This window comes from Pseudomonas sp. FW306-02-D09B (genome assembly GCF_058782685.1).
In genome coordinates, this window is sequence record NZ_JBYSXY010000014.1 from 124,710 (window position 1) to 147,466 (window position 22,757).

General features: G+C 60.9%; 21 protein-coding genes and 1 other RNA gene. 10 read left to right on the forward strand and 12 right to left on the reverse strand.

What is annotated here, in order from left to right:
- Positions 1-26 precede the first annotated feature (26 nt).
- From AC3WK5_RS22065 to AC3WK5_RS22080, 4 genes are all read right to left on the reverse strand, one after another.
- Positions 27-1,145, reverse strand: coding sequence for an ABC transporter permease (locus AC3WK5_RS22065; RefSeq protein WP_103317829.1), 1,119 nt, complete (start codon positions 1,143-1,145; stop codon positions 27-29).
- Positions 1,145-3,868, reverse strand: coding sequence for a ribosome-associated ATPase/putative transporter RbbA (gene rbbA, locus AC3WK5_RS22070; RefSeq protein WP_103317826.1), 2,724 nt, complete (start codon positions 3,866-3,868; stop codon positions 1,145-1,147). Before rbbA ends, AC3WK5_RS22065 begins: the two co-directional genes overlap by 1 nt.
- Entirely contained in the window at positions 3,865-4,830 is a 966-nt protein-coding gene (locus AC3WK5_RS22075; protein ID WP_103317824.1) for an HlyD family secretion protein, read from the reverse strand. The genes rbbA and AC3WK5_RS22075 overlap by 4 nt, the downstream gene beginning before the upstream one ends.
- 122 nt (positions 4,831-4,952) lie before the next feature.
- Positions 4,953-5,402: an EVE domain-containing protein gene (locus AC3WK5_RS22080; RefSeq protein WP_103317821.1), complete on the reverse strand. Its 450-nt coding sequence runs from the start codon at positions 5,400-5,402 to the stop codon at positions 4,953-4,955.
- Between the two features lie 198 nt (positions 5,403-5,600).
- On the opposite strand from AC3WK5_RS22080, the gene AC3WK5_RS22085 reads away from it, so the two are divergent.
- Complete coding sequence (locus tag AC3WK5_RS22085) at positions 5,601-5,759, forward strand: hypothetical protein (RefSeq protein WP_177474879.1); 159 nt, start codon at positions 5,601-5,603, stop codon at positions 5,757-5,759.
- Between the two features lie 42 nt (positions 5,760-5,801).
- Here the strand turns inward: AC3WK5_RS22085 and AC3WK5_RS22090 are convergent, their stop codons facing one another.
- From AC3WK5_RS22090 to AC3WK5_RS22105, 4 genes are all read right to left on the reverse strand, one after another.
- Positions 5,802-6,407 carry a 5-formyltetrahydrofolate cyclo-ligase gene (locus AC3WK5_RS22090; protein WP_103317899.1) on the reverse strand — a complete coding sequence of 202 codons (606 nt, stop codon included), beginning with the start codon at positions 6,405-6,407 and terminating at the stop codon, positions 5,802-5,804.
- Positions 6,408-6,494: 87 nt separating this feature from the next.
- Positions 6,495-6,673, reverse strand: a non-coding RNA gene (gene ssrS, locus AC3WK5_RS22095) — 6S RNA.
- Between the two features lie 30 nt (positions 6,674-6,703).
- On the reverse strand, positions 6,704-7,021 hold the full coding sequence (locus tag AC3WK5_RS22100) for a cell division protein ZapA (protein WP_019694181.1): 318 nt from the start codon (positions 7,019-7,021) through the stop codon (positions 6,704-6,706).
- A complete protein-coding gene (locus AC3WK5_RS22105) occupies positions 7,018-7,227 on the reverse strand; it encodes a TIGR02449 family protein (RefSeq protein ID WP_007982902.1) in 210 nt (69 codons plus the stop codon). The genes AC3WK5_RS22100 and AC3WK5_RS22105 overlap by 4 nt, the downstream gene beginning before the upstream one ends.
- A gap of 128 nt (positions 7,228-7,355) precedes the next feature.
- Here AC3WK5_RS22105 and AC3WK5_RS22110 point away from each other — a divergent pair, with 128 nt between their 5' ends.
- The 8 genes from AC3WK5_RS22110 to gcvH all read left to right on the forward strand — a co-directional run bounded on the left by AC3WK5_RS22110 (position 7,356) and on the right by gcvH (position 16,444).
- Positions 7,356-7,913: a YecA/YgfB family protein gene (locus AC3WK5_RS22110; protein ID WP_103317818.1), complete on the forward strand. Its 558-nt coding sequence runs from the start codon at positions 7,356-7,358 to the stop codon at positions 7,911-7,913.
- A gap of 27 nt (positions 7,914-7,940) precedes the next feature.
- Positions 7,941-9,275 (forward strand): Xaa-Pro aminopeptidase, encoded by a 1,335-nt coding sequence (pepP, locus tag AC3WK5_RS22115; RefSeq protein WP_103317816.1) that lies wholly within the window; start codon positions 7,941-7,943, stop codon positions 9,273-9,275.
- Entirely contained in the window at positions 9,272-10,459 is a 1,188-nt protein-coding gene (gene ubiH / locus AC3WK5_RS22120; RefSeq protein ID WP_103317814.1) for a 2-octaprenyl-6-methoxyphenyl hydroxylase, read from the forward strand. Before pepP ends, ubiH begins: the two co-directional genes overlap by 4 nt.
- A 106-nt stretch (positions 10,460-10,565) precedes the next feature.
- A complete protein-coding gene (locus tag AC3WK5_RS22125; protein WP_177474881.1) occupies positions 10,566-11,783 on the forward strand; it encodes a 2-octaprenyl-3-methyl-6-methoxy-1,4-benzoquinol hydroxylase in 1,218 nt (405 codons plus the stop codon).
- A 157-nt stretch (positions 11,784-11,940) separates the two neighbouring features.
- Complete coding sequence (locus AC3WK5_RS22130; RefSeq protein WP_103317808.1) at positions 11,941-12,942, forward strand: extracellular solute-binding protein; 1,002 nt, start codon at positions 11,941-11,943, stop codon at positions 12,940-12,942.
- 212 nt (positions 12,943-13,154) lie between these two features.
- The gene (locus tag AC3WK5_RS22135; protein WP_103317804.1) at positions 13,155-14,771 is read left to right on the forward strand and encodes an ABC transporter permease; all 1,617 of its coding nucleotides are present in this window, start codon (positions 13,155-13,157) and stop codon (positions 14,769-14,771) included.
- A gap of 155 nt (positions 14,772-14,926) precedes the next feature.
- The gene (gcvT, locus tag AC3WK5_RS22140; RefSeq protein WP_103317801.1) at positions 14,927-16,009 is read left to right on the forward strand and encodes a glycine cleavage system aminomethyltransferase GcvT; all 1,083 of its coding nucleotides are present in this window, start codon (positions 14,927-14,929) and stop codon (positions 16,007-16,009) included.
- 51 nt (positions 16,010-16,060) lie between these two features.
- Positions 16,061-16,444: a glycine cleavage system protein GcvH gene (gcvH, locus tag AC3WK5_RS22145; RefSeq protein WP_054594563.1), complete on the forward strand. Its 384-nt coding sequence runs from the start codon at positions 16,061-16,063 to the stop codon at positions 16,442-16,444.
- A gap of 101 nt (positions 16,445-16,545) precedes the next feature.
- Here gcvH and AC3WK5_RS22150 read toward each other — a convergent pair whose 3' ends face one another.
- Positions 16,546-17,685 carry a DegT/DnrJ/EryC1/StrS family aminotransferase gene (locus tag AC3WK5_RS22150; RefSeq protein ID WP_103317799.1) on the reverse strand — a complete coding sequence of 380 codons (1,140 nt, stop codon included), beginning with the start codon at positions 17,683-17,685 and terminating at the stop codon, positions 16,546-16,548.
- Positions 17,686-17,839: 154 nt separating this feature from the next.
- On the opposite strand from AC3WK5_RS22150, the gene gcvP reads away from it, so the two are divergent.
- The gene (gene gcvP, locus AC3WK5_RS22155) at positions 17,840-20,713 is read left to right on the forward strand and encodes an aminomethyl-transferring glycine dehydrogenase (protein WP_103317796.1); all 2,874 of its coding nucleotides are present in this window, start codon (positions 17,840-17,842) and stop codon (positions 20,711-20,713) included.
- Positions 20,714-20,975: 262 nt separating this feature from the next.
- Here the strand turns inward: gcvP and AC3WK5_RS22160 are convergent, their stop codons facing one another.
- The 3 genes from AC3WK5_RS22160 to AC3WK5_RS22170 form a co-directional block, all read right to left on the reverse strand.
- Positions 20,976-21,305: a DUF2388 domain-containing protein gene (locus AC3WK5_RS22160; RefSeq protein ID WP_103317793.1), complete on the reverse strand. Its 330-nt coding sequence runs from the start codon at positions 21,303-21,305 to the stop codon at positions 20,976-20,978.
- 67 nt (positions 21,306-21,372) lie between these two features.
- Positions 21,373-21,822: an NfeD family protein gene (locus tag AC3WK5_RS22165; protein ID WP_103317791.1), complete on the reverse strand. Its 450-nt coding sequence runs from the start codon at positions 21,820-21,822 to the stop codon at positions 21,373-21,375.
- Positions 21,823-21,832: 10 nt separating this feature from the next.
- Complete coding sequence (locus AC3WK5_RS22170; RefSeq protein ID WP_103317788.1) at positions 21,833-22,753, reverse strand: SPFH domain-containing protein; 921 nt, start codon at positions 22,751-22,753, stop codon at positions 21,833-21,835.
- Between the last annotated feature and the right edge of the window lie 4 nt (positions 22,754-22,757).

Consider the following 22,757-nt stretch of genomic DNA (forward strand, 5'->3'; position numbering starts at 1 on the left):
GGCAAGCCCCTCGCTGCATGAAGTGTTCAGGACGCCAGGCTTTTGCGAAACCGCTTCAGTGCAATCGCAAAGAACAGCAAGCCAATGGCGCTCAGCGCCAGTAAGTCCGGCCAGACCACGCTGACTCCGGCGTCGCGAAACAGTATTGCGGCGCTGAGACTGACGAAGTGCGTCGACGGCGAGCCCTGCATCACCCATTGCAACCATTGCGGCATGCTGTCCAGCGGTGTACTGCCGCCGGACAGCAGCAACATCGGAATAATCACCGGAATGGCCAGCAGGCCGAACTGGGGCGTCGAACGAGCCAGGGTGGCGAGGAATATACCCAGCGCCGTGCTGGCGAACAGATACACGGCGGTCACCAGCAAAAACAACGTCATGGAACCCGCCAGCGGCACTCCCAGCGCGCCTTTGACGATGATTTCCAGCGATGCCCAGGTGCACAGCACCACCACCAGCATGTTGCTCCAGATTTTCGCCAGCATGATTTCCAGTGCTGTCAGCGGCAGCACCAGCAAGTGGTCGAGCGTGCCATGTTCGCGCTCGCGCAGCAGTGCCGTGCCAGTCAAGATGATGGCGAGGATGGTGATGTTGTTGACGATCTGAATCACCGCCAGGAACCAGCCGCCTTCCAGATTGGTATTGAACAGCGAACGGGTGGTCAGCAGGGCCGGGGCTTTGCCGGTCGGGTCGCTTTGGCCGCTGTAGTTCAACAGTTCGCGCTGGAAAATCCGTGCGATGTAACCCGCACCCATGAACGCCTGGCTCATGGCCGTGGCATCGACATTGACCTGCACCGCAGGCTGGCGCCCGGCCAACATATCCGCCTGGAAACTGGCTGGCACGTTGATGACAAAGGTGTACTGGCCGCTGTCCATCACCTGATCCAGTTGCCCGTAAGGTAACAACACCGGACGCTGGAATTCCGGGGGTTGCAGGCTCTGGGCCAGTTGTCGCGACAGGTTGCTGTGATCTTCGTCCACGATGGCCACACTGGCGTTATGCACACCGATCACCGAGCCTGCGGCCGGCATGTAGATCGCCACCGTAAAGGCGTAGAACAGGAACAGCAGCAAGACGCTGTCATGCTGCAGGCTGCTCATTTCCTTGAGGCCAAGGCGCAGTATGTGCGCGAGCTTGTGCATCAGGCCTCCTGCTTTTTCAGCATGACCAGGCTGAGCCCGGTGAACCCGACAAAGAACCCGAACAGCGCCAGGCATTGCGGCCATAACTGCCGTATATCCAGCGCCTTGGTGAAGGTGCCGACGGCGATATCGAGGAAGTAACCCGCCGGAAACAGCATGCCCATGACCGCTGCCGCGCCATCGAGGGATGAGCGCGGCACGATCAGCCCGGAAAACTGGATGGTCGGCAGGCTGGTGATGATCATGGTGCCGAGGATGGCGGCGATCTGGGTCCGGGTGAACGCCGAAATCAGCAGGCCCATGCTGGTGGTTGCCAGCACGTACAGCAATCCGCCGAAGGCCAGGGTCAACGCACTGCCCTTGAATGGCACGCCAAAGAGCCAGCGGTTCATGGCCGTCAGGACTGCGAGGTTAATCAGGCTCAACACCAGATACGGCGCCTGTTTACCCAGCAAAAACTCCAGGCGGGTCAGGGGCGTGGCGTAGAAGTTGGTGATCGAGCCGAGCTCTTTCTCCCGCACGATCCCCAGCGCAGTGAGCATGGCCGGAATGAACGCGAGGATCAGCGCCATCACCCCGGGCCCGATGGCGTTGACGCTCACCACATCCTGGTTGTAGCGGAAACGGGTTTCCAGTTTGGCGGCTGACTGTCGATTCAGCGCAGGGCTGCTCTGCTCGGCCAGTTGTTCAATGTTGGCCAGGTGCACGGCCTCTACATAGTTGCGACTGGTCTCGGCGCGAAACGGCATGCCGCCATCGAGCCAGGCCGCCACGGTCGGTTGGCGACCGGCGTACAGGTCGCGACCAAAGCCTGGCGGGATCTCCAGTGCCAATTTGATTTCCGAGCGCTGAAGACGGCGATGCAGCTCTGCGGCATCGCGGATCGACGGCTGCTCGCTGAAGTAGCGAGAGCCGCGAAAAGCTTCCAGGTAGGCGCGGCTTTGCGGCGTCTGGTCCTGGTCGTAGACGGCGAAGGCGAGTTTTTCCACGTCCAGGGAAATGCCGTAGCCGAAGATCACCATCATGAAAATCGCCCCCAGCAGGGCGAAGGCCATTCGTACTTTGTCCCGCAGCAATTCCTTGCCTTCGCGACTGGCGACCGCCAGCAGGCGTCCGAGGCTGAAGCTGCGCTCCTTCAATGGCATGACCGGGTTGATCGTCGCGTCGGCGGGGACAGCAGGCGTCGGTGACTCGGCCGGGCCTTGGGCTTGTTCCAGGCAGGTAACAAATGCCGCTTCCAGGGTCTGCCCCCGGAACTGCTGTTGCAGCGCCTCCGGGGTATCGCAGGCCAGTACCTTGCCCGCGTGCATCAGCGAAATGCGGTCGCAGCGCTGGGCTTCGTTCATGAAGTGGGTCGAGAGGAAGATCGTTACACCTTGCTCACGCGACAATTCGATCAGCAGCCGCCAGAAATCGTCCCGTGCTGCCGGGTCCACGCCGGAGGTCGGTTCGTCGAGGATCAACACTTCCGGGCGATGCAGCACCGCCACCGCCAGCGACAAACGCTGGCGCAGGCCCAACGGCAATGCGCCGGATCGTTGTTCGGCGACGCTGCCGAGGCTGAAGCGCTGGATCAGCTCGTCGATGCGCCGGGCGCTGTCGGCTTTGGGCAAGTCGAACAGCCGCGCATGCAAATCGAGGTTCTGCCGCACGCTGAGCTCGCCATACAGCGAGAAGCTTTGAGACATGAAACCGACCCGTTTGCGGGTGGCCAGGTCCTTGGCATTCACCGGGTTACCCAGCAGCGAGGCGCGGCCTTCGCTGGCCGGTATTAGCCCGGTGAGGACTTTCATGGTGGTGGTTTTGCCGCAGCCGTTGGAGCCCAGGAAGCCGAAAATCTCCCCGCGTCCGATAGCAAAGCTGACCTTGTCTACCGCGGTGAAATCACCGAAGCGCAGGGTCAGGTCGTGGGCTTCGATGGCAATGTCGGTGCTGGCACGGGTTCTGGGGGCAATGACCAGCGGTTGCTTGTCGTGGTCGCGGCTGCCTTGAAAATGGGTGAACGCTTCATCGAGTTTGCCGCTGGCGGTGACAGCGGCCAGTTCGTGCGTCATGCCGGTAGCGATCAGCTTGCCGCCGTCGAGCATCAGGCAGTGTTCGAATTGCTCGGCTTCTTCCATGTAGGCAGTGGCGACCAGCAACGTCAGCTGCGGACGTTGGCGACGCACGTCATCGATCAACTCCCAGAAGCGCCGTCGTGACAAGGGATCGACGCCGGTGGTGGGTTCGTCGAGGATCAGCAAATCCGGCTCGTGGATCAGCGCACAGCAGAGTCCGAGCTTCTGTTTCATGCCGCCCGACAGCTTGCCGGCAGGGCGATCGGCAAAACCCAGCAGATCAGTGGCCAGCAACAGACTACGCATGCGCTGCTCGAAGTCGGCTTTCGAGAGCCCGAACAGGGTGGCAAAAAAGTGGATGTTCTCGCGGATCGACAGCTCGGGGTACAGATTGCCGCCCAGGCCCTGGGGCATGAACGCAATACGAGCGTAGAGGCTGTTGCGATGAAGGCGATCCTGGATTGAGCCGCCGAGTACTTCAAGTTGGCCTTGTTGCAGAGTCTTCACGCCGGCGATCAGCCCCAGCAGGCTCGATTTGCCTGCACCATCCGGGCCGATCAGCCCGCAGCGAGTGCCGGCCGGCAGGCTGAACGCGATGTCGGTCAGTGCCTGCTGCTTGCCATAACGGTGCTGGAGGCCGGAGATGTGCAGCGCCGGAGCGGTCATTGCAGATTGGCCGGCCAGTCAACAGGGGCGGTGCGCACATAGCCGGCACCGGGCATGCCCGGTTTGGCCTGGGGCATGGCGCTCGGGTCAGTCAGTCGCAGCTTGACGCGAAACACCAGCTTTTGCCGCTCGTCGCGCGTTTCGACCTCTTTGGGTGTGAACTGCGATTTGGCCGCCACGAAACTGATTTTTGCCGGCAGTGGATGGCCGGGCAGGGCATCGAGCAGGATCCGGGCTTCATCGCCGACGGTCAGGCGCCCGGTCACGGACGCTGAGAGGTAAAGATTCATGTACTGATCATTCGGATCGATCAGCATTAATACGCGTCCGCCCGCACCGAGCACTTCGCCGGGCTCGGCCATGCGCAGCTGGATGACGCCGTCGATCGGTGCCCGCAAACTGCTGTCGTCGATTTCGCTGGTCAGTTGGGCGACCTGTGCCTGAGCTGCGCCAATGGCGGCCCCGACGGCCGAAACCTGGGCGCGGGCCGCTGCGACGGCGGCATTGGCGGTGTCGAAGCGCGCCTGTTGTTGATCGATGATCTGGCCGCTGGCGTAACCGCGCCTGAACAGTTCCTGGGAGCGTTTGAGTTCCTGTTGGGCGAGCAATAGTTCGCTCTGGCGCAGTTGCACATTGGCCTGGGCGGCAGAAAGGTTCTCCCGGGCGCGCAGTACTTCGGCCTCGGCCTGGTTGCGCTGGGCTTCAAGGGTGCGGGTGTCCATGCGCGCCAGCAATTGCCCCTTGATCACCTTGTCGCCTTCATTGACGCGCACTTCGGCCAGTCGCCCGGGCGTTTTACTGGCGATCTGCACTTCGGTGGCTTCGAGGCGTCCGTTGCCGACATACAGGCCTTCAGGCAGGCGGTCATGCATTGATTTCCAGTAACCGAAACCCCCGGCGGCCAGCAGCAGAGCGATCAGGGAGCTGGCGAAAAAAATCGAAGAGCGGCTGTGTGTTGGCATTCGAGCATCCTGCGACAGTAGCGTCCTAGTCTGAACGGGCGATCGCCGAAGCGACTTGATGTCCGTCAACTGAGGGCCAAGCCTAACCCGATTGACCGGGTGACCGGTCGGTTCTGCATTATTTAGTGCAAGCCGAGCACCGCCGCCCACTGCTCGGCTGTCACTGGCATCACCGACAGTCGCGAGCCTTTCTGCACCAGCGGCATCTCTGCCAGTGCCGTTTGCTGTTTCAGGTAATCGAGCTTCAACACCTTGGAGAACGTCTCGACATGGGCGACGTTGATCGCGCTCCAGGCATTTTTCTCAGGCGTGGCCTTCGGGTCGAAGTAAACACTCTCGGGTTCCAGCGCCGTAGGGTCCGGGTACGCCGCTTCGATGATTCGGCCGATCCCGGCGATGCCCGGTTCGGGGCAGCTGGAGTGGTAAAAGAAGAACTCGTCGCCGACCGCCATGGCCCGCAGGAAGTTGCGTGCCTGATAGTTGCGAACGCCGTCCCAGCGGGCTTCGCCGAGCCTCTCCAGGTCATTGATCGAAAGCTCGTCAGGCTCGGATTTCATAAGCCAGTAGGCCATCTTTTTTTGCTCCGAAAGCGGTGGTCGGGAACGTTGTCCGGCGATTTTATGACAAACCGACGGTCGGTTGACGCCAGCGTTTGCGTGTCGCTTCACGTTACCGCAAAATGCCGGACTTTTAAGCGAGACGCGGCAAGCACGGCCTATTTCGGTACCGTTGCTGTCATCGTGTGCGACATGCCTTGAGGGGGGCAATCGATGAAACGCAAACCGGATTTACTGTGGATTTTAGTGATTGTGTTCGGCCTGGGCGTCGTAACCACGGGTTATGCGCAAAGCCTGTGGGCGAACAAGGCTGATGCACAGATTGAAGTCGCGCAACAACAGCAACAACCGCTAAAGCCGCACAAGCGCTAAAACCGCTGCAAGCGACGCCGCTGATGGCAGTGGCGTCCAGATCTAGTCCGCGAAATACCACTTCCTGTCAGTTACCGTTCCTTGCATCGGTACATCCCAGCTCGCTTGATCCAGTTTTTCGACTTTCTGGCATTCATGGGCCAGCCCCAGCAGCGTCGGCTTGCGCCAGGTCTTGCGGCGCGCCAGATAGGCCAGGCTGCGATCATAGAAGCCGCCCCCCATCCCCAGGCGTCCGCCGTGTTCGTCAAAACCGACCAGCGGCAACAACACCAGATCCAGTGCCCAGACCTTGCGTTGCTTGGCCTGGTTGACCCGTGGTTCGAGAATGCGAAAGCGGTTGGGCCGCAGCTTTTCACCGGGGCGAATGCGCTGAAAGACCATCTTGGTTCGCGGCCAGGCGCTGAGTACCGGCAGGTAAGTCGCCTTGCCCCGGCGTTGAGCGGCGCGCAGCAACAGGCGCGGATCGATTTCACCGTCGGTAGGCAGGTACAGGGAGATGTGTTTTGCGCGGCGGAACAACGGATGTTGCGCCAATTGCCGATACAGCCCGCGAGCGGCCTGGCGCTGCTCACTGTTACTCAGTGCGCGACGGGCCTGGCGGAGCATGCGTCGAAGTTGCGGGCGGGATAGCGGCGCAGGTTCGGTCATCGTCATAGGCTGTTCGAGTGTCGAGGGCACCAGGGCGGTGACATCGTAAAAAGCCGATGCCGGCAAAAACCGGCATCGGCTTGAATCAGGCTCCCCGGATGAACCGCTGTCGACTTAGCCCTTGAACCCGAAAGTTCAAGGTGGAAGATGCAGTAGGCTTTAAGGCTTTCCGTCTAGCGGACATGCACACCAGCCCAACGTGCAACTTCCAGGGTAGTGCGAATCGGCTCAGGGACATCGTCAACTGGCAAGCACCCCAGGGAGTGGCGCGAGTATACCGCAACCACCTTCGGGAATCAGCCCTTGCTGACATCCGGATCGGTGGCGAGCACCAGATCCACTCGATCGAGCAGGTCACGCACCTGCTCGCGGGTCGAGCCACTGGCCTGCACATCAGGACGTTCCCGTGTGTGCAGCAGATCGTGGGTGATGTTCAGCGCGGCCATCACGGCGATGCGATCGGCGCCGATGACTTTGCCGCTGCTGCGGATTTCGCGCATTTTTCCGTCCAGATAACGGGCGGCGCTCACCAGATTGCTGCGCTCTTCCTGGGGGCAAATGATCGAGTACTCTTTATCGAGGATCTGCACGGTAACGCTATTGCTTGAACTCATGAGTCTTGCTCCAGGGCCTTGAGGCGCGAAATCATCGATTCGACCTTACGCCGAGCGATTTCGTTTTTTTCAATGAGGTGCGCGCGTTCCTCGCGCCAGGTCTTTTCCTGAGCTAATAAGAGTCCGTTCTGGCTCTTAAGTTGCTCGACTCGGGTAATTAGCAGTTCGAGTCTGGCCATCAGCGCTTGCAAGTCGGTGTCTTCCATACGTGTTCCACGGGATTTGTCTGATGGGCGGTAACTGGCGGACAGCCTTTAATAGTCTTGGCGAGTCTGTCGATGTAGGATACAAGGCCTTCATTCTAGACATAGCGCCGTCTGGCGCCTAGCTGCCCATGCCCATTCAGAATTCTCCGTATCAAGCCTTCGCCACCCTGCTGAGTACCAGCGGCCATCCTGTATCGCCTGCCGAACTGCATGGCCTGCTGCTCGGACGCAGCTGCGCTGGTGCAGGCTTTGAAGCCGATGGCTGGCTGGTCGACGCCGCCGAGCTGCTCGAAGGCGAACCACAAGACAACGTCCGCAACGCCCTGATCGGCCTGCAAGAGATGGTCAAGGGCGAGCTGACCAGCGACGACATGACCGTCGTTCTGCTGTTGCCGACCGATGACGCGCCGCTGACCGAACGTGCCGTCGCACTGGGCCAGTGGTGTCAGGGCTTCCTCAGCGGTTTCGGCCTGAACTGCCGTGACAGCAGCATGTTGAGCGCTGAAGCCACCGAAGTCCTGCAGGATCTCGCGGCTATCGCTCAGGTGCAAGATGCGCTGGAAGAATCCGACGACGGCGAAAGCGACTATATGGAAGTCATGGAGTACCTGCGGGTCGCGCCATTGCTGCTGTTCACCGAGAACAACAAAGCTGCCGCACCGGCCGCCAAACCTTCTCTGCACTGATCGTTTGCTAGGGACTTCCATCTGCCCATGATTCATATCCCTAAATCGGAATACACCCGCCGCCGCAAGGCGTTGATGGCGCAGATGGAACCCAACAGCATCGCAATCCTGCCGGCCGCCGCCGTGGCGATCCGCAATCGCGACGTCGAACACGTTTACCGACAGGAGAGCAATTTCCAGTACCTCAGCGGTTTTCCCGAGCCTCAGGCCGTGATCGTGCTGATACCTGGTCGTGAGCATGGCGAATACATCCTGTTCTGCCGTGAACGCAACGCCGAACGCGAACTGTGGGACGGCCTGCGTGCCGGGCAGGAAGGTGCGATCCGGGATTTCGGCGCCGACGACGCCTTTCCGATCGCCGACATCGACGACATCCTGCCGGGCCTGATCGAAGGCCGGGACCGGGTGTATTCGGCCATGGGCAGCAACCCGGAATTCGACCGCCACCTGATGGACTGGATCAACGTGATTCGTTCCAAGGCGAACCTGGGCGCCCAGCCGCCGAACGAATTCGTTGCGCTGGATCATTTGCTGCACGACATGCGCCTGTATAAATCGGCGGCAGAAGTGAAGGTGATGCGCGAAGCCGCACGGATCTCCGCGCAGGCTCACATTCGCGCGATGCAGGCCTGCCGTGTCGGCTTGCATGAGTTCAGCCTGGAAGCCGAGCTTGATTACGAGTTCCGTAAAGGTGGGGCGAAAATGCCGGCTTATGGTTCGATCGTCGCCGCCGGGCGCAACAGCTGCATCCTGCATTACCAGCAGAATGACGCGCAGCTCAAGGACGGCGATCTGGTGCTGATCGACGCCGGTTGCGAAATCGACTGCTACGCCAGCGACATCACCCGCACCTGGCCGGTCAACGGCAAGTATTCGCCGGAACAGAAGGCGATCTACGAATTGGTGCTGGAGTCGCAAGCTGCCGCGTTTGCCCAGATCGCTCCCAACAAGCACTGGAACCAGGCGCACGAGGCGACGGTTCAAGTAATTACCGCAGGCCTGGTGAAGCTCGGTTTGTTGCAGGGCGATGTCGATGAGTTGATCGCCAGCGAAGCCTACAAGGCATTTTACATGCACCGTGCCGGTCATTGGCTGGGCATGGATGTGCATGACGTCGGCGAGTACAAGGTCGGCGGTGAATGGCGGGTGCTGGAAGTCGGCATGACGCTGACCGTCGAGCCGGGTATCTACATTGCCCCGGGCAATCTGAACGTGGCGAAGAAATGGCGCGGCATTGGCGTGCGCATCGAGGATGACGTGGTGGTAACCAAGCAGGGCTGTGAAATTCTGACCAACGGTGTGCCGAGAACGGTCGCCGAGATCGAGGCCTTGATGGCCGCTGCACGGACCCAGGCGGCATGAGTCGAGTCAATCTGGCAATCATCGGTGGCGGTCTGGTGGGCGCCAGTCTGGCGTTGGCGTTACAGGCCGGCGCCCGCGCCCGTGGCTGGAAAATCGTGCTGATCGAACCGTTCGCCCCCGGCGACAGCTACCAGCCAAGCTACGACGCGCGCTCTTCGGCGCTGTCTTTCGGCGCTCGGCAGATTTATCAGCGGTTGGGCCTGTGGCAGGAAATCTCCCGCCGCGCCGAGCCGATCAAACAGATCCATGTGTCCGACCGCGGACGCTTCTCCACCGCGCGCCTGTCGGCCATGGAAGAGGGTGTTCCGGCCTTGGGCTACGTGGTGGAAAACGCCTGGCTGGGCCAATGCCTCTGGCAGGGCCTGGACAAGGACGTGATCAGCTGGCGCTGCCCGGCCGAAGTCACGCGCATGGAGCCGCTGGAAGACGGCTACCGCCTGACCCTCAACGATGAAACCCTACTGGAGTGCGAGCTCGCGGTGCTGGCCGATGGCGGCCGTTCGGGCTTGCGCGAGCAGTTGGGGATCGGCGTCAAAAAGCGTCCATACAACCAAAGTGCGTTGATCGCCAACATTACCCCGAGCGAGGCCCACAACGGCATGGCGTTCGAGCGTTTCACCGATGACGGCCCGATGGCTTTGCTGCCGCTACCGGAAAACCGCTGCGCGCTGGTCTGGACTCGCTTGGGCATGGACGCGCAGCGTCTGGCGGCACTCGATGAGCGTAGCTTTCTCAGCGAGTTGCAGGGGGTGTTCGGCTATCGCCTCGGCACGCTCAAGCAGGTCGGTGCGCGGAATCTATACCCGTTGTCGTTGATCGAAGCCGAGGAGCAGGTACGTCCGCATCTGGCCGTGCTGGGCAACGCTGCCCACAGCCTGCACCCGATTGCCGGTCAGGGCTTCAACCTGTCGTTGCGCGACGCCCAGGCCCTGGCCGAAGCGCTGCTCGCCAGCCCGAGTGCACCGGGCGACTTCGCCACCTTGCAGGCTTATCGCGAACGCCAGCGTTTGGACCAGAACCTCACCGTGGGCTTCTCCGATCAAGTCACCCGGTTGTTCGGCAGCACCCAGCCGCTGGTTTCGCTGGGGCGCAACATCGGCCTGTTGGGCCTCGATCTGTTGCCGCCGGCCAAACGCTGGTTCGCCCGGCAAGCCATGGGATTGGGAACACGCTCCGATGGTTGAGTGCTTACCCCGGCGTTTCGATACTTACGACGGCGCTGGCAGCGTGGTCGATAAACCCCTTTACGTGCGGCTCACGCCGCAAGCGAGACAGGCTTAAAGCATGGAAATGCGCGCAGATCTGCTGATTGTCGGGGCCGGAATGGTCGGGAGCGCGTTGGCGCTGGCGTTACAGAACAGCGGGCTGGAAGTCCTGCTGCTCGACGGCAGCCCCATGAGCGTCAAACCCTTCGATGCGCAGTCGGCATTCGAGCCTCGAGTGAGCGCCTTGTCGGCCGCCAGTCAGCGGATTCTGGAGCGTCTGGGGGTGTGGGACGGCGTTGTCAGCCGGCGTAGCAGCCCTTATTCCGACATGCACGTCTGGGATGGCAGCGGCACCGGGCAGATTCACTTCTCGGCCACCAGCGTCCACGCCGAGGCACTCGGGCATATCGTCGAAAACCGGGTGGTGCAGGATGCGCTGCTCGATCGCCTGCATGATTGCGACCTCGGCCTGCTGGCCAATGCGCGTCTGGAGCAGATGCGCCGTTCCGGCGATGACTGGCTACTGACGCTGGCCGATGGCCGCACGTTGCGCGCACCGCTGGTGATCGCGGCGGACGGCGCCAACTCGGCGGTGCGTCGTCTCACCGGTGTCGCGACTCGTGAGTGGGATTATCTGCATCACGCCATCGTCACCAGTGTTCGCAGCTCGCTGCCGCATCAGATGACCGCCTGGCAGCGTTTTACCGATTACGGCCCGCTGGCATTCCTGCCCTTGGAGCGGGATGGCCAGCAGGACTGGTGCTCGATCGTCTGGTCGACCACCCCGAGCGAAGCCGAACGCCTGATGGTGCTGGATGACGAAGGTTTCTGCCGAGAGCTGGAGCGCGCTTTCGAAGGGCGTTTGGGCAAGGTGCTAAGCGCCGACCCGCGACTTTGCGTGCCGTTGCGCCAGCGCCATGCCAAGCGTTATGTGGCTGAGGGGCTGGCGCTGATCGGCGATGCCGCGCACACCATTCACCCGCTGGCCGGGCAGGGCGTCAACCTCGGTTTCCTCGATGCCGCAGTGTTGGCTGAAGTGCTGCTGCAGGCAGCCAGCCGTGGTGAGCGCCTGGCGGACGTGAAAGTCCTCAGCCGCTACGAGCGTCGGCGCATGCCGCACAACCTGGCGTTGATGGCGGCGATGGAAGGCTTTGAGCGTTTGTTCCAGGCCGATCCGTTGCCGCTGCGCTGGTTGCGTAATACCGGGTTGAAAATGGTCGACCAGATGCCCGAAGCCAAGGCGCTGTTTGTGCGCGAAGCGCTTGGATTGATCGGGGATCTGCCGGCATTGGCCAAGGCCTGACATTTTGCATCAGCGCTGATGCCCTCTTCGCGAGCATATTCACCATCAATCCCCGGTGGTGCAACATCTGGTAACTCCTCCAGGGCAGGATCGGTTGAGAAGCTAAATGTGAGTCCTTATCATTTCGACTCATTTTTGATTTCGAGAGACCGCTCCCATGTTGGCACCGAAGCGTCTACTGACAGCCCTCGCCCTGACTCTGGTCGGCACCACCGCCCAGGCCGCCGACGAGGTGGTGGTCTACTCCTCGCGTATCGACGAGCTGATCAAACCGGTCTTCGATGCCTACACCCAAAAAACCGGCGTAAAGGTGAAATTCATCACCGACAAGGAAGCGCCGTTGATGCAGCGCATCAAGGCCGAAGGCGAGAATGCCACCGCCGACCTGCTGCTGACCGTCGATGCCGGCAACCTTTGGCAGGCCGAGCAAATGGGCATCCTGCAGCCGTTCACCTCCAAGGTGATCGACACCAACATCCCGCTGCAATACCGCGCCGCGTCACACGCCTGGACCGGCCTGAGCCTGCGGGCGCGGACCATCGCCTATTCCACCGACCGGGTAAGACCCTCGGACCTGAGCACATACGAAGCGCTGGCTGACAAGCAGTGGGAAGGCCGGCTGTGCCTGCGTACTGCGAAGAAGGTCTACAACCAGTCGTTGACTGCAACCCTGATTGAAACCCACGGCGCGGAAAAAACCGAAGAGATCCTCAAGGGTTGGGTGCGCAACCTGTCCACAGACGTGTTCTCTGACGACATCGCCGTACTGCAAGCGATCAGCGCCGGGCAATGCGACGTCGGTATCGTCAACACGTACTACTACGGCCGTCTGCACCAGCAGAAGCCGGATCTTCCGGTCAAACTGTTCTGGCCGAACCAGGCCGACCGTGGCGTACACGTGAACCTGTCGGGCATTGGCCTGACCAAACACGCTCCGCACCCGGAAGCCGCCAAGGCGCTGGTGGAATGGATGACCACATCTGAAGCGCAAAAGATCTTCGCCGACGCTAACCAGGAATTCCCGGCCAACCCGGCGGTGAAACCGTCCGCGGAAGTCGAGGCCTGGGGCACGTTCATCCCGGACACCCTGCCGGTTGAAGTGGCTGGTCTGCGTCAGGCCGAAGCCATCCGCCTGATGGACCGCGCCGGCTGGAACTGACTCCACTGTTGTTGTGGCGAGGGGGCTTGTCGGAACGCCGCACCGCCCCGTTCGAGCGCGAAGCGGTCGTAATATTGGCTGACACGCTTTGACTGAAGAAATGAAGTAGCTGACCAAGGGCTGCTTCGCAACCCAACGGGAGCAAGCTCCCTCGCCACAGAATGGGGCCGGCTGCATTACTGCGTCGGTTCCGCACTTTTTAGAGACTTTCCTTGGCCCATCCCGCCCAACGCCGTTGGTATCCGCTGGTTTTCGTCGTTGCCGCCCTGGTGCTGCTGCCGCTGAGTGTGTTGCTGCTGTCGTGGCAAACCGTCGATATGCAGATATGGTCGCACCTGTGGGACACCCAGATGCCACGCCTGCTGGGTAACACCTTGACGCTGATCCTCGGCGTCGGGATTGGTGTAACGCTGTTGGGCGTGAGCCTGGCGTGGTTGACCAGCCTCTGCGAATTCCCCGGGCGACGTTGGCTGGATTGGGCGCTGATGTTGCCGTTTGCGATCCCTGCCTATGTGCTGGCGTTCGTTTTTGTCGGGCTGCTGGATTTCGCCGGCCCTGTGCAAACCCTGCTCCGCGAGTGGTTCGGCAGTGGTTTGCGGCTGCCGCGCGTGCGCTCCACCGGTGGGGTGATTCTGGTATTGGTGCTGGTGTTCTACCCCTACGTCTACTTGCTGGCACGCACGGCGTTTCTGGCCCAGGGCAAAGGCCTGATGGAGGCTGCGCGCGTGCTCGGCCAATCACCGTGGCAAGCATTCTGGCGCGTGGCCTTGCCGATGGCCCGGCCGGCAATTGGTGCCGGTGTGGCCCTGGCATTGATGGAGACGCTGGCGGATTTCGGCGCTGTGTCGGTGTTCAACTTCGACACGTTCACCACGGCGATCTACAAAACCTGGTACGGCTTTTTCAGCCTGTCGAGCGCCGCACAACTGGCCAGCCTGTTGCTGCTGGTGGTGATGTTGCTGCTGTACGGTGAGCGGCGTGCGCGTGGTGCCAGCCGGGCGAGCAACGAGCGGCCACGGGGCAAGGCGCTTTATCACCTGCGCGGGTTCAAGGCTGCGGTCGCCAGCAGTTGGTGCGGGCTGGTATTTGCCTGCGCGTTTGTCATTCCATTGCTGCAACTGGTGGCGTGGTTCTGGCAGCGCGGGCGCTTCGATCTGGATGAGCGTTACGCCGGGCTGATCATCCATACGTTGTACCTGGGCGCCATGGCTGCGCTGATCACCGTCAGCGTCGCGTTGTTGCTGGCATTTGCCCGGCGCCTGGCTCCGACCCGGACGATTCGTTCCGGGGTCAGCCTGGCCAACATTGGCTACGCCTTGCCCGGATCGGTGCTGGCGGTATCGATCATGCTGGCGTTCAGTTACCTGGACCGTGAACTGGTGGCGCCGCTATCGGACTGGCTTGGCGGCGCGGGTAAACCGTTGCTGCTGGGCAGCCTGTCGGCGTTGTTGCTGGCGTATCTGGTGCGCTTTATCGCGGTAGCCTACGGCCCGTTGGAAAATAGCCTGGCGCGGATCCGTCCGTCGTTGCCAGAAGCTGCACGCTGTTTGGGTGTCAGTGGGCCACGACTGTTTTTCAAAGTGTATCTGCCGTTGCTGCTGCCCGGCACGTTGAGCGCGGCGCTGCTGGTGTTCGTCGATGTGCTCAAGGAAATGCCCGCAACCTTGCTGATGCGCCCGTTTGGCTGGGACACGCTGGCGGTGCGGATCTTTGAAATGACCAGCGAAGGCGAGTGGGCGCGGGCGTCGTTGCCGGCGCTGACACTGATTCTGGTGGGCTTGTTGCCGGTCATCGGCTTGATTCGACGTTCGGCACATCAAAACGGCTAGGTGCCAGTCCTACACCTTGCGGCTACAATGCGCGGCATTCGGTGCGGATCGTCCTTCAGACCGGGTCGCTGAAATAGGCTGAAAGCCTTCTACTTCAAGGCTTTCAACCATACAGCGCCTGTCCGTACCTTCGCCACGCCCGGAAGGAGAAACCCATGGGACAGCGTACGCCTCTGTATGACCTTCATCTCGCACTTGGCGCGAAGATGGTCGATTTTGGCGGTTGGGATATGCCATTGCATTACGGCTCACAGGTCGAGGAACACCATCAGGTGCGCCGCGACTGTGGGGTTTTCGATGTTTCCCATATGACCGTAATCGATGTCAGCGGCCCTCAGGCCAAGGCCTGGCTCCAGCATTTGCTGGCCAATGATGTCGAACGCCTGCACAGCGTCGGCCGTGCCCTGTACAGCACCATGCTCAATGAGCGGGGCGGGGTGGTCGACGACATGATCGTTTATCGCCTGGAAGATGCTTACCGCTTGGTGGTGAACGCCGCCACCCGTGATCAGGACATGGCCTGGATGCAGGCCCAGCTCGGCAATTATCAGGTGCAACTGCACGAGCGCAGCGAGCTGGCGATGCTGGCGATTCAAGGTCCTCAGGCGCGGCAAAAGATCGCCGAACTGGTGACCCAGTCCCGTGGCACTCTGATCCAGCAGCTCAAACCGTTTGAAGGTCAGTGTGACGGCGACTGGTTCATCGCCCGTACCGGTTACACCGGCGAAGATGGTCTGGAGATAGCCCTGCCGGCCGAGCAGGCGCCGGGATTCTTCAACGATCTGGTCGGTGCAGGCATATCGCCCATTGGCCTCGGCGCCCGCGACACGCTGCGTCTTGAGGCCGGGATGAACCTCTACGGCCAGGACATTCATCAGGATGTCTCACCGCTGGCGTCCAATATGGCCTGGAGCATTGCCTGGGAACCGGCCACTCGTCAGTTCATTGGCCGGGCCGCGCTGGAGGCTGAACGGGCAGCAGGGGTGAAGCAAAAACTGGTCGGTCTGGTGCTCGAAGAGCGTGGGGTTTTACGTGCCCATCAGGTGGTTCGCATCGCTGATGTTGGCGAAGGGGAGATCACCAGTGGTAGTTTCTCTCCTACGCTTAGCAAATCGATTGCCTTGGCGCGGGTGCCGATGGCGACCGCCGACCGGGCTGAAGTGGAAATTCGTGGCAAGTGGTACCCGGTTCGGGTGGTCAAGCCGACTTTCGTGCGTCATGGCAAAACCCTGATCTAACTTTTTCTGGCGGGCCAACACCGCTGACATTTCTTCTTGAGGACACAGAACATGAGTGAAATTCCTGTAGACCTGCGTTTTGCCGAAAGTCACGAATGGGCCCGTCTGGACGAAGATGGTGGCGTAAAGGTGGGTATTTCAGACCATGCTCAGGAAGCCTTGGGCGATGTGGTGTTCGTCGAGCTGCCGGAAATCGGCAAAGTCTTCGCTGCCGGTGAAGCGGCGGGCGTAGTCGAGTCGGTCAAGGCCGCTTCGGATATCTACTCGCCGGTCTCCGGTACAGTCATCGCCGTTAACGAAGAGTTGGCCAACAGCCCGGAGCTGGTCAACAGCGCGCCATACGACAGCTGGTTCTTCAAACTCGAGCCGACTGATACCTCTGAGCTGGACAAGTTGCTCGACCCGACTGGCTACAAGCACGCCATCGGCGAGTAATGCTCGCCCCGTAGGAGCACGGCTTGCCGGCGATAGCGCTCTCAAGATCGCCATCGCCGGCAAGGGCTAGGCGCCCCCCCGCTCCTACAAAAGCGTTGCTCTCAAGCCTGCAATACAGCCTTCACCGCCGCCACTGAACGCTCGACATCGCTTTTGCTCATGGCCGTGAACATCGGCAGCGAGACGATCAGGCGACCGACACGCTCGGACACCGGGAACATGCCTTCCTTGAAACCGCGTTCGCGGTAAAGGCTCAGCAGGTGGATCGGCGGGTAGTGGTAGCCGATGCCGACGCCCAGTTCCTGCATTTGCTCCATGAAGGTCGCACGGGCCGGTTTGCCGTCCTTGCGCTCTGGCAGTACCAGCTGGAACAAGTGCCAGTTGCTGTTGGTGAAGTCTGCCGGTGGCAGCTGCGCACCGTATTTGGCCTCGAAATCGCTGCCGAAGCAGGCGAAGTAATGCTTGGCCAGTTCGCGGCGGTGAGCGGTGATGGCTTCGATGTGGGCGAATTGGCCCAGGCCAATGGCTGCTGCCACGTCGGTCATGTTGAACTTGCCGCCCAGTACATCGACATCCAGGCCGTCGAAGCCGGTACGGGTCACGCCTTGCAGGCGATATTTTTCGGCCAGGCGCACTTCTTCCGCGTTGTTCAAAACCAGGCAGCCACCTTCCGAGGAGGTGACGTTCTTGTTCGCCTGGAAGCTGAACGACACGAAGTCGCCGGTGGCGCCGATGCGCTGCCCATTCCAGCTCGAACCCAATGCCTGGGCGGCGTCTTCGATAATGCGCAGGCCGTGTTTCTTGGCGATCGCGTACAGGCGGCTCATGTCCACCGGCAAACCGGCGAGGAACACCGGGATAATGGCCTTGGTACGCGGGGTAATGGCCGCTTCGAGCTGGTCCAGGTCGATGTTGCGGGTGATCGGGTCGATGTCGGCAAACACCGGGGTGGCGCCGACTTCGAGAATCACGTTGGCTGTGGCGACCCAGGAAATCGGCGTGGTGATGACTTCGTCACCGGCACCGATCCCGGCGATGCGCAGGGCGATCTCCATGGTGCAGGTCCCGGAGTTGAACGTGCGCACCGGACGGCCGCCAAAAAACTCCGAGAGCTGGGCTTCGAACGCCTGAACCTTGGGCCCGCTGGTGATCCAGCCGGAGCGCAAGACATCGCCGACCGCGGCAATTGTGGCTTCATCGATAGTAGGTTTGGAAAACGGCAGAAAAGGCAGTTGGCTCATGACGATCAGTGCACCCGATTGGCTGACGGTAGATATATGCGCCGCACATGATGAGCCTGATTGAGCAAAGACGCCATGCCGAGTGCACAGGGGGAGCTATGCTGCTTTGATCGAGTTGCATCGACGTTGAGCGCCATTCAAGAGAGAGCCCGTCATGTCCCAGTTGCCATCCTTGAGCCAGTTACGAGACCCGAATGCTTTTCTGCGGCGCCACCTGGGGCCGGACACCGCCGAGCAGCAGGCGATGCTCGACAGCCTCGGGCTTGGCAGCCGTGTCGAGCTGATCGAGCAGACGGTACCGCCGGGAATTCGCCTCAATCGCGTACTGGACTTGCCGCCTGCGCTCGATGAAGAGGCCGCGTTGGCAAAGCTGCGCGGCTATGCCGAACAGAATCAGGTTTGGACCAGCCTGATCGGCATGGGTTACCACGGCACCCTGACACCTGCGGTGATCTTGCGCAACGTGCTGGAAAACCCCGGTTGGTACACCGCCTACACCCCCTATCAGCCGGAAATTGCTCAGGGGCGACTCGAAGCGTTGCTCAATTTCCAGCAATTGACCATCGACCTGACGGGCCTGGAGCTGGCCAACGCCTCGCTGCTCGACGAAGCCACGGCGGCGGCCGAAGCCATGGCACTGGCCAAGCGTGTCGCGAAGTCGAAAAGCAATCTGTTCTTCGTCGACGAGAACTGTCATCCACAAACCATTTCCGTGGTGAAGACCCGCGCTGAAGGCTTTGGCTTCGAACTGATCGTCGACACTGTGGATAACCTGAAACAGCATCAGGTGTTCGGCGCGCTGCTGCAGTATCCCGATACCCATGGTGAAATCCGCGACCTGCGCCCGCTGATCGATCACTTGCATGCGCAGCAGGCACTGGCCTGCGTTGCAGCTGATCTGCTGAGCCTGTTGTTGCTGACGTCGCCAGGTGAAATGGGCGCTGACGTGGTATTCGGCTCGTCCCAGCGCTTTGGCGTGCCGATGGGCTATGGTGGCCCTCACGCAGCGTTTTTCGCCAGCCGCGATGAATACAAACGAGCGATCCCCGGGCGGATCATTGGCGTTTCGAAAGATGCTCGCGGCAACGTCGCGCTGCGTATGGCCCTGCAAACCCGCGAGCAACACATCCGTCGCGAGAAGGCCAATTCGAACATCTGCACGGCCCAGGTATTACTGGCCAATATCGCCAGTTTTTATGCGGTCTACCATGGCCCGCAGGGGCTTAAACGGATTGCGCAACGGGTACACCGGCTAACGTGCATTCTCGCCGCCGGGCTTGAGCGCAACGGCATCACCCGGCTCAACCAGTACTTCTTCGACACCTTGACCCTGGAAGTCGGCGGCAGCCAGACCGCAATCATCGACAGCGCCAAAGCAGCGCAGATCAATTTGCGGATTCTTGGGCGCGGGCAAGTTGGCTTGAGTCTCGACGAGAGCTGCGATGAACACACGGTGGCGAAGCTGTTTGATGTGTTCCTGGGCGCAGATCACGGGCTTGATGTCGCCGAACTGGATGGCGAACAGCTGATCTCCGGGGTTCCCGACGGCTTGTTGCGGACCACGCCGTATTTACGGCATCCGGTGTTCAACGCCCATCACAGCGAAACTGAAATGTTGCGTTACCTCAAGCAACTGGAAAACAAGGACCTGGCACTCAACCAGTCGATGATTCCGCTGGGCTCCTGCACCATGAAGCTCAATGCCAGCAGCGAAATGATCCCGATCACCTGGCCAGCGTTCGCCAACCTGCACCCCTTTGCGCCGAAAGAGCAGGCGGTGGGTTATTCGCTGATGATCAGCGAACTGGAAAGCTGGCTCTGCGCGATCACCGGTTTTGATGCGATCTGCATGCAGCCCAACTCCGGCGCCCAAGGTGAATACGCCGGGTTGCTGGCGATCCGCAAATACCATGAAAGCCGCCAGCAAGGCGCACGTGACATCTGTCTGATTCCCGCGTCTGCCCACGGCACCAACCCGGCCTCGGCGCAGATGGCCGGGATGCGGGTGATGATCGTCGACTGCGACGATGCCGGTAACGTTGATCTCGATGACCTGAAAGCCAAGGCGACGGCTGCCGGCGACAAGCTCTCCTGCCTGATGGCCACTTACCCTTCGACCCATGGGGTGTACGAAGAGGGCATCAGCGAAATCTGTGAAGTTATCCACAGCCATGGCGGTCAGGTGTACATGGACGGCGCCAACCTCAATGCACAGGTCGGGTTGGCTCGCCCGGCGGATATCGGCGCCGATGTCTCACACATGAACCTGCACAAGACTTTCTGCATTCCCCATGGCGGAGGCGGGCCGGGGATGGGGCCGATTGGTGTGCGGGCGCATTTGGCGCCGTTTGTTGCCAATCACCCGGTGGTGCCGATCGAGGGACCCCATCCGCAGAATGGCGCAGTCAGCGCGGCGCCTTGGGGCAGTGCGAGCATTTTGCCGATCAGCTGGATGTACATCGCGATGATGGGGCCGCAGTTGGCGGATGCCAGTGAAGTGGCGATTCTTTCGGCCAATTACCTGGCAAAACATTTGTCCGGTGCGTTCCCGGTGCTCTACACCGGGCGCAACGAGCGGGTGGCGCACGAATGCATCCTCGACTTGCGACCGCTCAAGGCGCAAACCGGTATCAGTGAAGAAGACGTCGCCAAGCGACTGATGGATTACGGTTTCCATGCACCGACCATGTCTTTCCCGGTGCCGGGTACGTTGATGGTCGAGCCTACTGAAAGCGAATCCAAGGCGGAACTGGATCGCTTTATCAGCGCGATGCTGAGTATTCGCGCGGAAATTGCCGAGGTGCAGAATGGCAATTGGTCTGCCGAGGACAATCCGCTGAAACGCTCTCCGCATACGTTGGCGGACATTACCGGCGTCTGGGATCGGCCCTACAGCATCGAACAAGCGGTGACCCCGGACGCGCACACCAGGCTGCATAAGTACTGGCCGACGGTGAACCGCGTGGACAACGTTTACGGGGATCGCAACCTGTTCTGCGCCTGCGTGCCGGTGGACGAATACCGCTGAGAGATACCACTTGCGTGAGCGCAGTGATTGCCCACCTGCGATACATAGTTGTGGCGAGGGAGCTTGCTCCCGCTCGGCTGCGCAGCAGTCGTGAAGCTGGTACACGCGTTCTACCTGAAGGTATGTGGTGTCAGGTTTTGGGGCCGCTTCGCACCCCAGCGGGAGCAAGCTCCCTCGCCACGAGTGTTGCGTCCCACCGGTTTCACAAATGAACAGGCAAAAAAATGCCGCTCTTGAGAGCGGCATTTTTACAGCAACAGAATTATTCCGGGGCGACCGCGTTCTTGGCCAGGATTGCGTTGGCCAATTCCATGTCGGTAGCCTTCAAACCCGGGTTGTCGGCACGGACTTTCTGCATGGCGGATTCCAGGTACGGACCACGGATATTGCCGTCACTGGCCACGAAGCTGCTGGCGTCGTCCTGAGCGGCGACGACCAGCTTGTGATCCCTGGAGGTCAGGTAGGTGGACGCGGTGGTCGCACCTGAGGAAATAACTTCTCGCAAGATGCCATCATCATGATCACGGGCCATTGCTGAACCTACGGACAGGGAAAGCAAGGCAAACGTAGCGGCAGCAAGTTTAAAACGCATTATGGGTGACTCCAGTGGGATTTCTGGCACCTTGGATTGCCAATACCCCAAACGAGTTCCGTAGCCTTCAATCGGCGTGTTCGACCAGGATGACCACCCCGTCCAGCCCCGTGACGCGAACCCTGGAACCCGCTGGAGCGTCAGGCCCCCTGGCCATCCAGACGCCGTCGGCGACCTTGATTTTGCCGCGTCCATTGATGATCGCCTGATGCACCACAAAGACCCTGCCGATCAGATCCTGCCCGCGCAGGTTGAGGTTCGGCTGATCACTGGTCCGCACCGCGCTGCGCTGGCGTTGCCACCAGTACAGGGCGGTGAGGATCGACAACACGCCGAACAGCAGGAGCTGTAGTTCCCATGGCAAGCCCGGAATCAGGAACGTCAGCACACCTACTGCCGCAGCTGCGAGGCCGATCCACAACAAATAGCCGCCAGCGCCGAACACCTCGAGAATCAACAGGATCGTGCCCAGTGCCAACCAGTCCCAGAACGATAAATGTTGCAGGAATGCCCACATAAGTCGCGCCTCAGGCCTTCTTGCCGTCGAACGTGGCCTTGACGATCTCGCCGATACCGCCGACTGCGCCGATCACCTGGCTGGCTTCGAGCGGCATCAGGATCACTTTGCTGTTGTTGGCCGAGGCGAGCTTGCCCAGGGCGTCGATGTATTTTTGCGCGACGAAGTAGTTCACCGCCTGCACGTTGCCGCTGGCAATCGCTTCGGACACGACTTTGGTTGCGCGCGCTTCAGCTTCGGCCTGACGTTCGCGGGCTTCGGATTCGAGGAAGGCGGCCTGACGGCTACCTTCTGCTTCGAGAATCTGCGCCTGCTTCTTGCCCTCGGCGGTGAGAATCGCCGAGGCTCGCAGGCCTTCGGCTTCGAGAATTTGCGCTCGTTTGATCCGTTCGGCTTTCATCTGGCCGGACATCGCAGCCATCAGGTCGGCTGGCGGGCTGATGTCCTTGATCTCGATCCGGGTGATCTTGATGCCCCATGGCGCGGTCGCTTCATCGACCGTGCGCAGCAGTTTTTCGTTGATGGCGTCACGTTGACTGAGCATCGCGTCCAGTTCCATCGAGCCGAGCACCGTACGGATGTTGGTTTGCAGCAGGTTACGGATAGCATGCTCAAGGTTATTCACCTCGTACGCTGCCTGAGCCGTGTTGACCACCTGGAAGAAACACACGGCATCGATCTGCACCGTGGCGTTGTCGGCGGTAATGACTTCCTGCGGTGGGATATCCAGCACGTTTTCCATCACGTTGATCTTGCGCCCGATGCGGTCCATCACCGGAATGATGATGTTCAGACCCGGCTTGAGGGTGTCGGTGTACCGGCCAAAACGCTCGACCGTCCACTGGTAACCCTGAGGCACGACCTTGAAACCCATGAACAGGATGGCGACGACAAGGCCGAGGAAAAGTAAAAGTACGCTACCGGTTTGCATAACG

Excerpts from the sequence above, each read along its gene's own strand:
- AC3WK5_RS22150 (WP_103317799.1), bottom strand. The coding sequence starts at position 17,685 with ATGAGCCAACTGCCTTTTCTGCCGTTTTCCAAACCTACTATCGATGAA.
- gcvP (WP_103317796.1), top strand. The coding sequence starts at position 17,840 with ATGTCCCAGTTGCCATCCTTGAGCCAGTTACGAGACCCGAATGCTTTT.
- AC3WK5_RS22075 (WP_103317824.1), bottom strand. The coding sequence starts at position 4,830 with ATGCCAACACACAGCCGCTCTTCGATTTTTTTCGCCAGCTCCCTGATC.
- AC3WK5_RS22080 (WP_103317821.1), bottom strand. The coding sequence starts at position 5,402 with ATGGCCTACTGGCTTATGAAATCCGAGCCTGACGAGCTTTCGATCAAT.
- AC3WK5_RS22065 (WP_103317829.1), bottom strand. The coding sequence starts at position 1,145 with ATGCACAAGCTCGCGCACATACTGCGCCTTGGCCTCAAGGAAATGAGC.
- AC3WK5_RS22100 (WP_019694181.1), bottom strand. The coding sequence starts at position 7,021 with ATGAGTTCAAGCAATAGCGTTACCGTGCAGATCCTCGATAAAGAGTAC.
- pepP (WP_103317816.1), top strand. The coding sequence starts at position 7,941 with ATGATTCATATCCCTAAATCGGAATACACCCGCCGCCGCAAGGCGTTG.
- AC3WK5_RS22165 (WP_103317791.1), bottom strand. The coding sequence starts at position 21,822 with ATGTGGGCATTCCTGCAACATTTATCGTTCTGGGACTGGTTGGCACTG.
- AC3WK5_RS22130 (WP_103317808.1), top strand. The coding sequence starts at position 11,941 with ATGTTGGCACCGAAGCGTCTACTGACAGCCCTCGCCCTGACTCTGGTC.
- ubiH (WP_103317814.1), top strand. The coding sequence starts at position 9,272 with ATGAGTCGAGTCAATCTGGCAATCATCGGTGGCGGTCTGGTGGGCGCC.
- AC3WK5_RS22085 (WP_177474879.1), top strand. The coding sequence starts at position 5,601 with ATGAAACGCAAACCGGATTTACTGTGGATTTTAGTGATTGTGTTCGGC.
- AC3WK5_RS22105 (WP_007982902.1), bottom strand. The coding sequence starts at position 7,227 with ATGGAAGACACCGACTTGCAAGCGCTGATGGCCAGACTCGAACTGCTA.
- gcvT (WP_103317801.1), top strand. The coding sequence starts at position 14,927 with ATGGGACAGCGTACGCCTCTGTATGACCTTCATCTCGCACTTGGCGCG.
- AC3WK5_RS22170 (WP_103317788.1), bottom strand. The coding sequence starts at position 22,753 with ATGCAAACCGGTAGCGTACTTTTACTTTTCCTCGGCCTTGTCGTCGCC.
- AC3WK5_RS22125 (WP_177474881.1), top strand. The coding sequence starts at position 10,566 with ATGCGCGCAGATCTGCTGATTGTCGGGGCCGGAATGGTCGGGAGCGCG.
- rbbA (WP_103317826.1), bottom strand. The coding sequence starts at position 3,868 with ATGACCGCTCCGGCGCTGCACATCTCCGGCCTCCAGCACCGTTATGGC.
- AC3WK5_RS22160 (WP_103317793.1), bottom strand. The coding sequence starts at position 21,305 with ATGCGTTTTAAACTTGCTGCCGCTACGTTTGCCTTGCTTTCCCTGTCC.
- gcvH (WP_054594563.1), top strand. The coding sequence starts at position 16,061 with ATGAGTGAAATTCCTGTAGACCTGCGTTTTGCCGAAAGTCACGAATGG.
- AC3WK5_RS22090 (WP_103317899.1), bottom strand. The coding sequence starts at position 6,407 with ATGACCGAACCTGCGCCGCTATCCCGCCCGCAACTTCGACGCATGCTC.
- AC3WK5_RS22110 (WP_103317818.1), top strand. The coding sequence starts at position 7,356 with ATGCCCATTCAGAATTCTCCGTATCAAGCCTTCGCCACCCTGCTGAGT.